Genomic DNA, 14,430 nt, shown 5'->3' with positions numbered 1-14,430 from the left:
CTCACGTCGCGAGACCCGTCCGTCTCCGAACCACAAGAGCGCACAGCATGATTCCGACCGGTGGAAATCTCTACCTACAGGCCCTGATGATCCTTGGCGGCGCCATCATCGCCGCACCGCTGTTCAAGCGTCTGGGGCTTGGCACAGTGCTGGGCTATCTGGCCGCTGGCATCACGATTGGCCCCGTCGCGCGCCTCATCGCCGATGGCGAGGAATTCCTGCACTTTTCCGAGCTTGGCGTGGTTTTCCTGCTGTTCATCATCGGCCTCGAACTGAAGCCGTCGCGGCTCTGGGCGCTGCGCCACGCCATCTTCGGGCTTGGCGCGGCACAGGTTCTGCTATGTGGCGCGGTTCTCACCGCGCTCGGGATTTATCTGGCTGGCCTCAACCCGGAGGCCGCGATCATCATCGGCTTCGGTCTTGCACTTTCCTCGACGGCCTTCGCCATGCAGGTGCTGGAGGATCGCGCCGAGACCAACCAGAAGCATGGGCAGCGCGCTTTCGCGATCCTGTTGTTTCAGGACCTCGCCATCGTTCCAATTCTGGCGATCATTCCGGCCCTCTCGCCGAATGAACCCTCGCAGGCAAGCGCGGGCTTTCATCTGGCAACGGCGGTTGCGGCCATCGCCGCGCTCGTCATTGCCGGGCGCTATCTGATCAACCCGATGTTCCGGATCATCGCCAATACCGGCGCGCGCGAGGTTATGATTGCCGCCGCCCTCTTCGTCGTGCTGGGATCGGCAGGATTGTTGCAGGCCGCCGGTCTGTCGATGGCGATGGGCGCATTCATCGCTGGCGTATTGCTGGCGGAATCCTCCTATCGTCACGAACTGGAAGCCGACATCGAACCGTTCCGCGGTATTTTCCTCGGCCTGTTCTTCGTTGCGGTGGGCCTGTCGCTCAATCTCAGCGTAATTCTGGAATATTGGAAGACGATCCTTCTGGCCGTGCCGGTGTTCATGGTCGCGAAGATCGCCGTCATCTATGTTCTGTGCCGCATCTTCCGCTCCAGCCATAACGACGCCGTGCGCATCGCTTTCCTGCTGCCGCAGGGCGGCGAGTTTGCCTTCGTTTTGTTCTCCGCTGCTTCGGCTGCGGCGATCATCTCCAGCGCGCTTGGCTCTGAACTGGTGGCGGCTGTCACCGTATCCATGGCGCTGACCCCGCTTTCGGTGGCCATCGGTTCGAAGCTTCTCATCAAGGACAAGCCCGTCGATGAAATCGAAGAGGATTTCGAAGGCGCCGGTTCCGACGTGTTGATGATCGGCTTCTCGCGTTATGGCCAGATCGCATCGCAGATCCTGCTGGCTGGCGGTATCGACGTGACGGTGATCGACAAATCGCCCAACCGCGTACGCGCAGCAGGCAAGTTCGGTTTCCGCATCTATTTCGGCGATGGCACCCGCAAGGATGTGCTGGAAGCTTCCGGTATCCGCAAGGCCAAGATCGTCGCGGTGTGCACACACAATAAGGAAACGACCAACCATATCGTCAGCCTGATCCAGTCGGATTATCCGGATGTGCGCCTGTTCGTACGCTCCTATGACCGCGAGCATACGTTGCAGTTGCGGGCGCAGGGCGTGGAATACGAGTTGCGCGAAACTTTCGAATCCGGTCTGCTTTTCGGGCAGCGCACGCTGGAAGGTCTCGGCATGGCCGAGAACAACGCCTATGCCATCCGCGAGGATGTACGCCAGCGCGACGAGGACCGGCTGCATGTTCAGGCGTCGGAAGGCATCATGGCCGGGCGGCATTTGCTGTTCAACAAGCCCGTTACGCCTGAACCTCTGGTCAAGCCGACGCGTGAAGGCCAGCGCATCGACAAGACGGTGGATGCGCCTTCGCCTGCCGCCAATGACGATACGATGGAAGATGCAATTCCCGCCGAATAAAGCGGGAGCTAGGACAGCGTCGGAAGATTATCGCCCTCGATAATGCGGTCGAGGGCCTGTTTCAGTTCTTCGCGAACCCCGGCGCTCTGGTCGAGAATCTGATCGAATTTCAGGAAATCGAGCAGCCCGATGCGGCCGACATCCGGTCGCAGAAAAATATGCGGGGGGCGAATGCGGAATTTGTTCTCGATGATCGAACACATGGTCAGCTGATTACCGCCGATGACCGCTTCGAATGTCGTGGGCATATAGTCGTCATCACCGGGCGGTGCCCCAACGACATCGATGCCGATGACGATATCGGCCTTGTCGAACAGAAGATCGAACGGCACCGGATTGAAGAGACCGCCATCGACAAGAATGCGGCCATTGCGGCGCACCGGCGCGAAAACCGGAGGAATGGCGCAGGAAGCCGCAATAGCGGAACGCAAATCCCCATCGACAATCTGAACTTCCTTGGCGGCGTGGAAGTCCGCCGCCGTGATGCTCATGGGAATCTTGAGATCTTCCACATTGGCGGGCAGCGATGCCGGAAGAAAGGCATCGATAATTTTCTCGATGTTGAACTGGCTGACGCGAAAGCCGCCTTTCAGCAGTTCAACCCAGCGGGATGGACGCGTCTGCCACATGCGGCGCGCAACTTCCGAACGGCGATTGAAGATCGCCGCCATATAGTCGTGTATTTCTGTGCCGCGCATGCCGTTCGCCATGCCCGCGCCGACAATCGATCCGATGGATGAGCCAGCGATGGCCACGGGCCTGATGCCCAGTTCGTCCAGCGTTTCGATGATATGCAGATGCGCAATGCCGCGCGCGCCGCCGCCGCCGAAAGCGACGGCAATGCGGGGCGATGACGGCATGGCGTTATCCAACACTCTATCCCCTTGAGAGGAATCTTCGGTTTTTAGGCGCCCAAGGCTCTGATGAGATTCGGGCTATGGGGAGCCGAAAATGGTGGGGTTTGAGAACCGGAGCGAAGTGTACTTAAAGTACATGAGCACCGGAAGTCGTATGATCCCGAAAAGTTGCAGACTTTTCGGATGAGATCATGCGCATAAACTCAAACCACGCCATTTGCAGGCCGCCATTGCCCGAATATCGCAGAGCCTCAACTCTTAGCGGGTCCGTAAATCAATATCGCCGGTTCGGCATCGAGCAGCTTCTTGGCAATAGCCTTGATCTGATCGAGCGTCACCGCCTCGATAAGCGCCGAGCGCTTGTCGATATAATCGCGCGGCAGTCCCGCATCCTGCAAGCTGACCAGTGTTTCGGCAATCGCGCCCGAAGAATCAAGATTGTTCACCGCGTAAGACCCCTTGAGGAAGCTTTTCGCGGCGGCAAGTTCGGCTTCCGTCGGACCGTCGCTCGCCATGGCTGCCACCTGCTCGCGAATGATCTTGAGCGAGATCCTGTGCCTTTTCCGGGCGTGTCGCGGTGGAGATCACCAAGGCCGTGACATGGTCATGCAACACCAGCTGCGACGAAACCGAATAGGCGAGACCGCGCTTTTCTCGCACTTCGGCATAAAGCCGCGAGGTGAAGCCGCCGCCCAGAATGTGGTTCATCAGATAGGCCGCGAAGAAGTCCGGGTCTTTGCGCGGGATTGCCGGATAGACAAACCGGATCGACGTCTGCGGCACATCGAAGGAGAGGCTGGTAGTGGTGCCGAGCGCCAGCTTGACGTCAGGCACCGGCACAAGCTCAGCCGCTGCGGGCAGATCGCCGAACACCTTGTCGAGCATCACGCCAAGGTCCTTGGCATTGATCGCGCCGACCACACCGATGGTCAGCCGGTCGCGGGCGAAATTCTTGCGATGGAACGTCACCAGATCGTCGCGGGTGATCGTCTGGAGCGATTTCGCCGTACCTTCGTCGGGACGCGCATAGGGATGGTTGCCATAAAGCACTTCCGCGAAACGGCGAGCGGCAATGGTGCCGGGGCTGCGCTGTGAAGCCTCGATGCTGGCCACGACCTGACTGCGAATGCGATCAATGGCGGGCTGGTCGAAGCGCGGCTTGTTGACCGCCAGCGCCACGAGGTCCATCACCGCATCGCGATTTTCCGCCAGCATGCGAACGCCGCCGGAAACGGCGTCCTGCGTGGCGGTGAAGCTCATTTCGGCGCCCAGATTATCGATCCGTTCCTGAAACGCATCGGAATCGAGATCGCCAGCGCCTTCATCGAACAGGCCAGTCATCAGATTGGCGAGGCCTTCCTTGCCTGCGGGGTCCTGCGACGTGCCGCCCTTGAACGAGAAGCGCATGGATACCAGTGGCACCGAACTGTCCTCCACCAGCCAGGCATGAATGCCCTTCGGCGAGACAACTTCCTGAATTTCGATGGCGCGCGCAGGCAATGCGCAAATCACGAGAAGCGTCATGGATGCGACCAGAACGCTTGCGAACGAGCGAGCGCGAGAAGCAAAGACGCGTTTGAAGTTCAGCATGATTATGGTCTTCACTGGATCGCTCCCTCTGCACCATTGCCGCTGGCACCGCTTGCGGGCGCGTTGGGGTTCTCACGGGCATTTTCCGGTTCGGCATCGGGTGGCAGGAGGTAGCTGGTCACCGACTGGTCCTTGACGAGATACCGCTCGGCCACATCACGAATCTGATCCACCGTCACGGATTTGATAAGGTCTGGCCATTTCTGGATATCTTCCACGGACTGGCCAACAGAAAGCGTCGAACCATAAATCCGCGCCATACCGGCCTGACTGTCACGCGCGAAAATAACCGCCTTCAGGAAGCGATTGCGTGCCTGATCCAGTTCGGTCTGGGTCACGCCGTCCTTGACGATGCGCGCAAGCTCGGCTTCCACCGCCTTCTCGACATCGCCCAGCGTTGCGCCGTCGCGCGGTGAGCCATAGACCGAGAACGTGCCGTCATCCAGCGCATCACCGCCATAGGCTGCGCCCGTGTTGGCCGCGATGCCGTTTTTGACGATCAGCGTCTGATAAAGGCGCGAACGGGTCGAGCCGCCGAGAATTTCGCTCAAGAGATCGAGCGCCGGCGCATCACCTGGCTTCACACCGGGAAAGCGCTTTTCGTTGGCATAGGACGGAACCAGCCATGACATGCGGAAGGAAGGCGTGCTAATGCGCGCATCATGCAGCGTCACCACGCGTGCGGCATGTTTTTCAGGCTCCTGCGGGCGGTCGCGCGGCAGAACTTCAGCGCGCTTCGGTACGCGGGCCCAGGTCTTGAGCGTCAATTCACGCACGCGTTCCGGCGTCACGTCACCGGCGATGACCAGCGTGGCATTGTTCGGCGTGTAATATTGCTGATAGAAATCGATGGCGTTCTTGAGGCTCAGCTTTTCCATTTCCTGCCGCCAGCCGATCACCGGCTTGCGGTAGGGGTGGTTATAGAACAGCACCGCATCGGTGTTTTCATTGAGCATGGCCGCCGGGGTGGAATCGACGCGCATGCGGCGTTCTTCCAGAATGACTTCGCGCTCGGTCGTCACGGCTTCATCGTTCAGCACCAGATTTTCCATCCGGTCCGACTCGAAATCCATGATCATTTCCAGCGCTTCCGGCGAAACCCGCTGATAATAGGCTGTGTAATCATAGGAGGTGAACGCGTTTTCTTCGCCGCCGATCGACGCGACCTTGGCCGAAAATTCCCCTGCCGGATGGGTTTTCGTACCCTTGAACATCAGATGTTCGAGAAAATGCGCAATGCCGGAAACGCCCGGCACTTCGTCTGCCGAGCCCACATGATACCAGATCATCTGCGTCACCACCGGCGCGCGATGATCGGGAATGACCACGACTTTCAGGCCATTGGGCAAGGTGAAATTGCTGACGCCATCCGACTGGGTGATTTCCGGCAGAGCCGCCTGATCAGCCTGATCGCCTTGCGCCTGTGGCGCGGGCGCTGGCTCGGCGGCATCGGTTTGGGCAGGGGTTGATTTTGAGCTTCAACGGAGCCGGTTGCGAGCGGCAAAGCCAGCGCGAAACCAAGAGCGGTCGATAAAAACAGGCGTCGGAGGGAGGTGTTATTCACCAAGCGACATCTCCAATCGGTTTCATTTCCGCCCGGCCTTTCCGGGCGGCATGCTTCAAATCAATATCGGCGACACCGTCGCCGCACAAAAAGAACGCGACGGCAAACACCGCTGCAAATCATCTCAATCGGCTTTGATTTGGATGAGCCGAATGATTGTGCCGCCATAGTTCCGCTCGTCAAGCACAACAAATTGTTCGTCAAGCTCGAGCGAAGCTTCGGCAGCCTCTTCAAGCACCAAAAGTGCGTCAGGATTAAGCCAGCCGCCCTGAAGTGCCGATAAAAATGCTTTTTCGCCCATGCGCCGCCCATAGGGTGGATCTGCGAAGATCAGATCGAACGGTTCCATCGTGCCGACAATGCCAAGCTGGCAGGCGTCACGGCGGAGAATCTTCGTGTGGCCCTGCAAGCCGAGCGCCTCGACATTTTGGCGCAACAGCCCCCGGCCCTCCGCGGATTCCTCCACGAAGGTCGCGTATCGCGCGCCGCGCGAAAGGGCTTCAAGACCAAGCGCGCCGGTGCCTGCGAAGAGATCAAGCACACGCGCGCCTTCCACCTTGTCGGGAAAGCTGTGCGCGAGAACATTGAACAGGCTCTCGCGCGTGCGGTCCGTAGTGGGGCGAATGGCGTTGGTGGACGGTGTTACCAGCGGGCGACCGCGAAACTTACCGCCGACGATCCGCACCGCCGCCTCCCGATCTGCCACCGCCGCCTGGTTTTCCGCCGGTGGGCTTGCCACCGGTCGGCTTTCCACCCGGGCGTCCACCAGGCTTGCCGCCCGATTTGCCAGCTGGCTTTCCACCTTCAGGACCGCGACGCGGGCCGTCGCTGAAACCGCGTGGAGCGCCACCGCTGCGCGCGCCTGAACGCGTGTCGCGATCGGAACCGCCGAAACGGCCCTCGCCGCGCGCACCGCCCGGCTTGTCGGACTTATATGGCTTGTCAGACTTGAACGTCTTGCGACCCTCAAAACCGCCCTGCGAGCGCTCGCCGGAAGCTGCATCGCGCAGTTCGGCGCGCTCACGCTTGCCGGGGCGACGCTCCTTGTGCCCATCCTCGCGCTTTTCGCGCGTTTCCGAACGACCACCTTCAAAACGAGAGCCTTCGGCGCGAGGGCCGTAAGAGCGACCTTCCGCTCCCGGCTTGCCGCCAGCGCGCGGACCGCTTGAACGCTGGCCTTCCGGACGCTTGTTGTAACGGCGTTCGCCGCCCTCTTCGCGACCTTGCTCCGCATCGTCCGAACGGCGCGGACGCACCTGCATGTCGCCGCTGAACTTCGCGCCGCGATGCGGCATCTGATGTTCGACGCGAGCAGGCTTGGTAGCGGCCTTCTCGCCCTTTGGACGTGCGCCGGGCGCCATCCACACATTGGCATTGCCGCGACGGCGCGGCTCGACCTTTTCTGTCTTGTCTTCGCGTCCACGACGGCGTTCCGGGCGGCTGGAAATCCATTCGCGCTCACGCGGCGCGCGACGGGTTTCGCCTTCCTGTTCCGGTTGAGCTTCTTCCATCTCGCGACGGGTGCGGCCCTGCACAGCGGCATTGGAGAACTCGTTGAAGATGGGCGCGTCGAAATCGGCACCGGAATCTTCAACCAGCTTGTCGCCCAGCTGGTCGCGCAGCGTGCGGCCCTTGATTTCGCGCACAGCGCCTTCTTCAAGATCGCCAAGCTGGAACGGGCCGAAGGACACGCGGATCAGGCGACCGACCGTCAGACCAAGCGCGCCCAGAATGTTCTTCACTTCCCGGTTCTTGCCTTCGCGCAGACCAATATTGATCCAGACATTCGCGCCCTGAACACGCTCAAGCTCGGCTTCGATGCTGCCATAGAACACGCCATCGACAGCGATACCGTTCTTCAATTCATCGAGCTGCGGCTGCGTGACCTTGCCATGGGCGCGCACGCGATAGCGGCGCAGCCAGCCGGTAGACGGCAATTCCAGAACCCGCGACAACCCGCCATCATTGGTGAGCAGCAGAAGCCCTTCAGTGTTGATGTCGAGACGGCCAACCGACAGCACGCGCGGCATTTCAGCTGGCAGTGCGTCGAACACGGTCGGGCGACCTTCCGGATCGCGATTGGTGGTCACGAGACCCGCAGGCTTGTGGTAGAGCCACAGGCGGGTGCGCTCGGCCTGTTTCAGCGGCTTGCCGTCAACCGTGATCACGTCGGTGCGCTTCACATTGACCGCAGGACTGTCCAGCACCTTGCCGTTGACCGCGATCCGCCCGGCGGCGATCATCGTTTCGGCTTCGCGGCGCGAAGCGATGCCAACACGCGCCAGACGCTTGGCGATGCGTTCGCTGGTATCTTCTTCGGTTTCCACATCGCGCGGGGCACCCCGGCGCGGACCGGCGCGGCGCGCGTCATCCCGGTCGCCTTCATCGCGGCGCGGTCGGCTGTCACGACCGGGGCGGTCGCCGCCGCGTCCAGCCGGGCGTCCGCCCGAACGACCCTCGGGGCGTCCACTACGGCCATGAGGCGGCTTGCCGCCCTTGTTATCGTCGTCTTTAGTCATCTGGTATTGGCCTCTCAGCAGCGTTTCCGTATCACCTTGCACCGTCGAAAGCAGGCAAAGGAATGTCTGGAACGAAAACGCCGTATAAATCTGTTCGCAAATCGGTTTCGATTTCGAGAATTATGCAGTAACAAATCGCTCCAGTGCTTGCGAGCGAAATTTCCCGATCAATGCACGAAATGGAGTGCGCATGAAAGAGCGGGCACCCGCAACCGTTACCGACATGGCAACACCGATGGGCGCCGCGCTGGATGAAGCACGTGCTGCAGGCGCGCGCGGCGAAGTGCCGATTGGCGCTGTTGTTGTTCATGAAGGGCAGATCATCGCCCGCGCGGGAAACCGCACGCGGGAGCTGAACGACGTGACCGCCCATGCCGAAGTGCTGGTCATTCGTCAGGCCGGTAGGGCCCTGCAATCGGAGCGGCTTGTCGATTGCGACCTCTACGTGACGCTGGAACCCTGCGCCATGTGCGCGGCTGCGATTTCCTTTGCGCGCATCCGCCGCCTCTATTACGGCGCATCCGACCCCAAAGGCGGCGGCGTCGAACACGGCCCACGCTTCTACACCCAGCCCACCTGTCATCATGTACCGGAAATCTATGCAGGGTTTTCGGAAGGCGAAGCGCAGAAAATCCTCAAGGATTTTTTTCGCGAGAAACGCTGACCGGCATGTCCGACCCCACTATCAGCCGCCGACAGAATATTCTGGTATTTGCGCTTCTCATGCCGCTGATCGCTGTCCTGCTTCTCAGCTGGCTGGGCGCGGTCATTGTTATCAATCGATATTTTCCCGCACTGGCAATCTCGGCGGAAGATGTGCTGAATTATATTCTGGTCGGCGTCATTGCGATTTTTTACATGCCCTGGATTCAGGCGCGAAGCTTTCGCCGCCAGTTGGCAGAGTTTGAAAGCCAGCCACCAGCGCCCGTCAGCATTAGGTGCAAACGCTTTGGTCTCTATTGTATCGCCGCTTTCTCCCTGCTGCTGGCGTTCGGGCCATTATCTTTTCAGAGGCAAATATACAGCTGGGCCTATGGAACAGGGCTGGTGACCCGGTCCATATATCTTATTGAACTGCTATTTCTGGCGGGGGCTTTGCTGGTCATTGGCGTCGCAGCAGGTCTTGCAAAGATCATCACACGCATTCGCGCAAAAACGGCGGCGTCCGAACCGGACCATAAGGATCAAGCCGAAGTGGCCAGAATCTGGCGCGATTGCTTTGGCTATACCTATTGCCTCTGCGCCGCCTTATGTCTTCTTCCGGGGTTCTTTATCCTCAAATTCCCGTAAGGCACGGGGGCTTATCAGCCGCGAGCCTTATGCCCCGTCATATGGCGCAGTGTGTCGTCACGCAGCGCGAAATGGTGGAAAAGCGCCATGAAGACATGGCAGCCGATGACCGCCAGCAGAACCCAGCCGAGCAAGCCGTGCAAAGCATTGCCCGGAGATGTCAACGCGTCATTTTTTACGCCTGTCTCCGCGAAAATTTGCAGACCGAGAAACGAAAAGCCATGCCCATTGCCATAAGAACGCAACAAGCCGAGCGCCGGGACGGCAAACATCAGCCCATAAATCGCCAGATGCCCAAGCGATGCCATCTTGCCCACAAGACCGTCTGTCTGCGGACGGCGACCGAGATTCAAAATACCCCAGACGCCACGCAACAAAACCAGCACCAGCAATGCGAAACCAAGCTGGTGATGCATCGACCAGAAGAAACTATATATCGCGCTGTCCTTGGCGAAGACGCGCAGAATGGCCGACATGAACTGCCAGAGAAACAAGAGGGCCATCAACCAGTGAAAGCTTCGGGAGACAACGCCATAACCATTGCGGCTGTCCCAGATCGTGTTTGCGTTGGCCATTGAACTGTATCCTATAACTGAAAGTGGCACGGTGCCTTATGCCAGCGATGATGTCTTTGATTGAAATCAAATAGATGTCATCTCGAACAATATTAAAAAAATAAATTTATTACGAAACAATACCTTTATTCATCTTGAAAGAGTATGTCTCTATTATGTCCTAAACAAAACAGCCACGGCGGATATTCGCGCCATGGCTGCTCAAACTGTTACAGAATAATTCCGGAATTAGTTCCAGGGAAGATAATCGCGCCAGCCCTTGGATTTGCCAGCGGCCTTCTTGCGCTCGCGTTCCTTTTGCGCCTCATCCTGACCCAGTTCGCCGGTAGCGGCGGTGGACGCCGGTTGGCGATAGGCAAGCGGCGGCTCGCTCAGATATTTGCGGTTGGTAGCCGACCCCTGCGTCTGCGCCGCACGCTCTGCCTTCAGCGCGGCGATCTTCTTGGGATCGGCGTTCGGTAAACGGGAATCATATTCTTCGCGGCGGCTGTTGCCGCCCGGCAGCGCCGTCTGCAAATTGCTTGCAACCGGGCCGTCAGCTTCGATCGGAGAGACGAAGTTCGGATTGTCACGGTTGGCCGTGATTTCATCGCGCAGGCGCTTACGGCGCTGTTCCGGCGATTCTGGCCAGTTTGCACCACCCGCACTTGCAACATTGTCCTGCGGCGCAGGAAGCTGACCCTTGTCGCCCGGAGCCGGACGTACAAGATCGGGACGCGGCTTGTAGTCGATGCGTTCTTTCTTGTTCTTGCCCTGACCGAAGCTCGCCATATTGGAAACGTCGTCAAGGAGCTGTGCGCCCGACGTCTTGTCCGTTCCGTAGGTTGGCGATGACATGCAGCCTGACAGCGAAAGACCCGCTACAGCCGTCATAAGTATCAGAACTCGTCCGTCAATCTTCATTAGCGCCACTTCTTTTACGCCTGTCGATTCTTTGTTCGCGAGGCTTGCTCCAGCGTGCCTTGCCTCAAAAAACCGGCAACTCCAAGGCAGATCGTAAATTTTCCGAGGACTGCCTTGTACATGAGAGCAACCCATGCGGCAATCCGGCATTAACCGCTATTTCACCATGTTCACGCGCAAGGCTGCAACCCCTGTCACGCAAACAAACAATCCGCCCCGGATGAAACCGGAGCGGATTGCGATCTCTGCAATCAGGCGTCGAGCTTGCCGAGCGCCTTCAATTCGCGCAGTGCCTCGGCATCGCGCGCCGACACTTCCGGGAATTCCGGGTCGGAACCCACATCGGTGGTGTAGCGCCACGACCGCGCGCATTTTTCGCCTTCGGCACGCGCTGGCACAACGGCCACGCCCTTCACATCGCCAAGCATGAAAGCGCCTTCCGGTGCCGCTGCATCGCTGAACGAGATGCCGCTGGTGATGCAGATCTCCGCAAAATCGAGACCATCGAGCGAATCGCTCAGGCTCTTGTCGGAGATATGGACCACCGGCGAAGCTTCCAGCGACGAACCGATGCGCTTGTCGGCGCGTTCCAGTTCGAGAGCGCCGGTCACGACGCGGCGAACCGCGCGCACCTTGCGCCACTTTTCAGCCAGCACGTCGTCGCGCCATTCGGCCAGCGTCGGGCGGAACTGCTCGGCATGAACCGAAACCGACTGCGGATAACGGTCGAGCCATGCTTCTTCCATGGTGAAAGGCAGCATGGGCGCCAGCCAGGTCGTCAGGCGGTCGAAGATTTCGCGCACGGTCTGCAATGCGGCCTTGCGGCGCACGCTAGACGGCGCATCGCAGTAAAGCGCGTCCTTGCGGATATCGAAATAGAAGGCCGAAAGCTCGACATTCATGAAATCGATCAGCGAGCGCGCAATGCGTTTGAAATCGAACGCATCATAGCCGGAGCGGACGACTTCATCCAGTTCGGTCAGACGATGCAGCATCAGGCGTTCAAGTTCCGGCAGATCGGCATAAGCGACGTTTTCGCCTTTATCATGCGCCAGCGTGCCCAGCATCCACCGGATGGTGTTGCGCAGCTTGCGATAGGCGTCGATATTGGTCTGGATGATGCTCTTGCCGAGACGCTGATCTTCCCAATAATCGGTCGTCATGACCCAGAGACGCAGGATATCCGCACCGGATTCCTTGATGACGTCCTGCGGCGTAACCGTATTGCCGAGCGACTTCGACATCTTCTTGCCGTGCTCGTCCATGGTGAAGCCATGGGTCACGACGGCATTATATGGCGCGCGACCGCGCGTGCCGCAGCTTTCGAGAAGCGACGAATGGAACCAGCCGCGATGCTGGTCCGAGCCTTCGAGATAGACGTCTGCGGGCCACTTCATGTCCGGGCGGTCTTCCAGCGTGAAGGTGTGGGTCGAACCGGAATCGAACCAAACGTCCAGAATGTCGCGCACCTGCACCCAAGGCTCATCGGCGCGGTTGCCGAGGAAACGCTCGCGTGCGCCTTCGGCAAACCATGCATCGGCACCTTCCGCTTCAAATGCATCGAGAACACGCTTGTTGACCGCATCATCCTGAAGGATGTTGCCTTCCTCATCCACGAAAACGCAGATCGGCACGCCCCAAGCGCGCTGACGCGAAAGCACCCAGTCCGGGCGACCTTCGATCATCGAACGCAGGCGCGTCTGACCGGCAGCCGGGACGAAACGCGTATCGTCGATGGCCTTCAGCGCGCGCGAACGCAGTGTGGTGCCGTCGCCAAGGTTCTTGTCCATATAGACGAACCATTGCGGCGTGTTGCGGAAGATGACCTGCTTCTTAGAACGCCAGGAATGCGGATAGGAGTGCTTCAGGCGACCACGGGCGAAGAGCTTGTCACGAGCAATGAGCTGATCCATCACCGACTTGTTGGCGTCGCCCTTCTTGCCGTTGTCGTCGATGACGCGCGCGGGGCCGCCTTCACGGTCCGGGCCAAAGCCCGGTGCGTCCTTGGTATAGTAGCCGCCATCATCGACCGGGAACGGGATGCTCGGATCGATACCGCGCGCTTCCAGCTCGCGAACATTGTTCATCCAGGCTTCAAAGTCTTCGCGGCCATGGCTTGGCGCGGTGTGGACGAAGCCCGTGCCCGCATCGTCGGTCACATGGTCACCGTCGAGCATCGGAACTGCGAACTCATAGCCGCCGCCAAAGCCCTTCAGCGGATGATCGAGCACGACCTTGCCAAGCTCATCGGACGAAACACTGCGCAGGCGCTTGAACTGAAGCTTTGCCTTGGCGAAGCTTTCTTCGGCCAGCTTGTCGGCGAAGATGAGCTTTTCGCCAGGACGCGGGCCAAAATCATTCTCGGCTTCCGTGACTTCATAAAGCCCGTATGCGATACGCGACGAATAGGACACGGCGCGGTTGCCGGGGATGGTCCATGGGGTGGTCGTCCAGATCACCACATCGCTGCCAGAAAGTTCGTTCTGACCAGCGACCGGGAACTTGACCCAGATCATATCCGACTCGACATCATGATATTCGACTTCGGCCTCGGCGAGCGCGGTGCGTTCGACAACCGACCACATCACCGGCTTGGAACCGCGATAAAGCTGACCGGAAGCCGCGAACTTGAGAAGCTCGCCAGCGATACGCGATTCAGCATGGAAGTTCATCGTGGTATAGGGGTTTTCGAAATCTCCGAGGATAGCAAGGCGCTTGAACTCATCCGTCTGGACCTTGATCCAGTTGGCGGCGAATTCCCGGCATTCCCTGCGGAATTCGTTGATCGGTACTTCGTCCTTGTTCTTGCCTTCGGCGCGATATTTTTCCTCGATCTTCCACTCGATCGGCAAGCCGTGGCAATCCCAGCCCGGAACATAGTTCGAGTTGAAGCCGCGCATCTGGAACGAGCGGGTGATGACGTCCTTAAGGATCTTGTTCAGCGCATGGCCGATATGGATATTGCCGTTGGCATAGGGCGGGCCATCGTGCAGCACATAGAGCGGGCGGTCTTTCGCCTGCTCGCGCAGCTTCTTGTAAAGGTTCATCCCCTCCCAGCGCTCGACGAACAGCGGTTCGCGCTGCGGCAGGCCCGCGCGCATCGGAAATTCTGTCTGCGGCAGATTGAGGGTTTTTGAGTAATCGATCTTGGTCGTCTCGGTCATGATGGGTATTCGCCTGTGGAGCCTCGGCCAGAAATGGCGGGCATGTGGATCAACGATAACAGGGGGACTGTAAGAG

At 59.4% G+C, this 14,430-nt stretch carries 9 protein-coding genes and 2 pseudogenes; 3 read left to right on the top strand and 8 right to left on the bottom strand.

What is annotated here, in order from left to right; translation table 11 throughout:
* Window positions 1-47: 47 nt before the first annotated feature.
* Window positions 48-1,892: a monovalent cation:proton antiporter-2 (CPA2) family protein gene (locus QLQ11_RS12125; RefSeq protein WP_109367789.1), complete on the top strand. Its 1,845-nt coding sequence runs from the start codon at window positions 48-50 to the stop codon at window positions 1,890-1,892.
* 8 nt (window positions 1,893-1,900) lie between these two features.
* Here QLQ11_RS12125 and QLQ11_RS12120 read toward each other — a convergent pair whose 3' ends face one another.
* The 5 genes and pseudogenes from QLQ11_RS12120 to QLQ11_RS12100 all read right to left on the bottom strand — a co-directional run bounded on the left by QLQ11_RS12120 (window position 1,901) and on the right by QLQ11_RS12100 (window position 8,422).
* On the bottom strand, window positions 1,901-2,764 hold the full coding sequence (locus tag QLQ11_RS12120) for a patatin-like phospholipase family protein (protein ID WP_109367790.1): 864 nt from the start codon (window positions 2,762-2,764) through the stop codon (window positions 1,901-1,903).
* Window positions 2,765-3,000: 236 nt separating this feature from the next.
* Window positions 3,001-4,339, bottom strand: a pseudogene (locus QLQ11_RS12115) (M16 family metallopeptidase).
* Between the two features lie 11 nt (window positions 4,340-4,350).
* A pseudogene (locus tag QLQ11_RS12110) lies at window positions 4,351-5,903 on the bottom strand (M16 family metallopeptidase).
* Window positions 5,904-6,027: 124 nt separating this feature from the next.
* The gene (gene rsmD / locus QLQ11_RS12105; protein ID WP_109368034.1) at window positions 6,028-6,588 is read right to left on the bottom strand and encodes a 16S rRNA (guanine(966)-N(2))-methyltransferase RsmD; all 561 of its coding nucleotides are present in this window, start codon (window positions 6,586-6,588) and stop codon (window positions 6,028-6,030) included.
* Window positions 6,569-8,422, bottom strand: coding sequence for a pseudouridine synthase (locus QLQ11_RS12100; protein ID WP_109367792.1), 1,854 nt, complete (start codon window positions 8,420-8,422; stop codon window positions 6,569-6,571). Before QLQ11_RS12100 ends, rsmD begins: the two co-directional genes overlap by 20 nt.
* A 190-nt stretch (window positions 8,423-8,612) precedes the next feature.
* Here QLQ11_RS12100 and QLQ11_RS12095 point away from each other — a divergent pair, with 190 nt between their 5' ends.
* Together QLQ11_RS12095 and QLQ11_RS12090 are read left to right on the top strand one after the other, a co-directional pair.
* Entirely contained in the window at window positions 8,613-9,086 is a 474-nt protein-coding gene (locus QLQ11_RS12095; protein ID WP_109367793.1) for a nucleoside deaminase, read from the top strand.
* A gap of 59 nt (window positions 9,087-9,145) precedes the next feature.
* On the top strand, window positions 9,146-9,712 hold the full coding sequence (locus tag QLQ11_RS12090; RefSeq protein ID WP_124915960.1) for a hypothetical protein: 567 nt from the start codon (window positions 9,146-9,148) through the stop codon (window positions 9,710-9,712).
* A 14-nt stretch (window positions 9,713-9,726) separates the two neighbouring features.
* On the opposite strand, the gene QLQ11_RS12085 is transcribed toward QLQ11_RS12090, so the two are convergent.
* The 3 genes from QLQ11_RS12085 to ileS form a co-directional block, all read right to left on the bottom strand.
* Window positions 9,727-10,287: a cytochrome b gene (locus QLQ11_RS12085; RefSeq protein ID WP_109367795.1), complete on the bottom strand. Its 561-nt coding sequence runs from the start codon at window positions 10,285-10,287 to the stop codon at window positions 9,727-9,729.
* A 228-nt stretch (window positions 10,288-10,515) separates the two neighbouring features.
* Entirely contained in the window at window positions 10,516-11,190 is a 675-nt protein-coding gene (locus QLQ11_RS12080) for a hypothetical protein (RefSeq protein ID WP_109367796.1), read from the bottom strand.
* A 251-nt stretch (window positions 11,191-11,441) separates the two neighbouring features.
* Window positions 11,442-14,354 (bottom strand): isoleucine--tRNA ligase, encoded by a 2,913-nt coding sequence (gene ileS, locus QLQ11_RS12075; RefSeq protein ID WP_109367797.1) that lies wholly within the window; start codon window positions 14,352-14,354, stop codon window positions 11,442-11,444.
* Window positions 14,355-14,430 lie beyond the last annotated feature (76 nt).

Origin of the sequence: Ochrobactrum sp. SSR (genome assembly GCF_030067775.1) — a bacterium.
Lineage (GTDB): Bacteria > Pseudomonadota > Alphaproteobacteria > Rhizobiales > Rhizobiaceae > Brucella > Brucella teleogrylli.
This window is presented reverse-complemented; position numbering and strand designations above follow the sequence as displayed.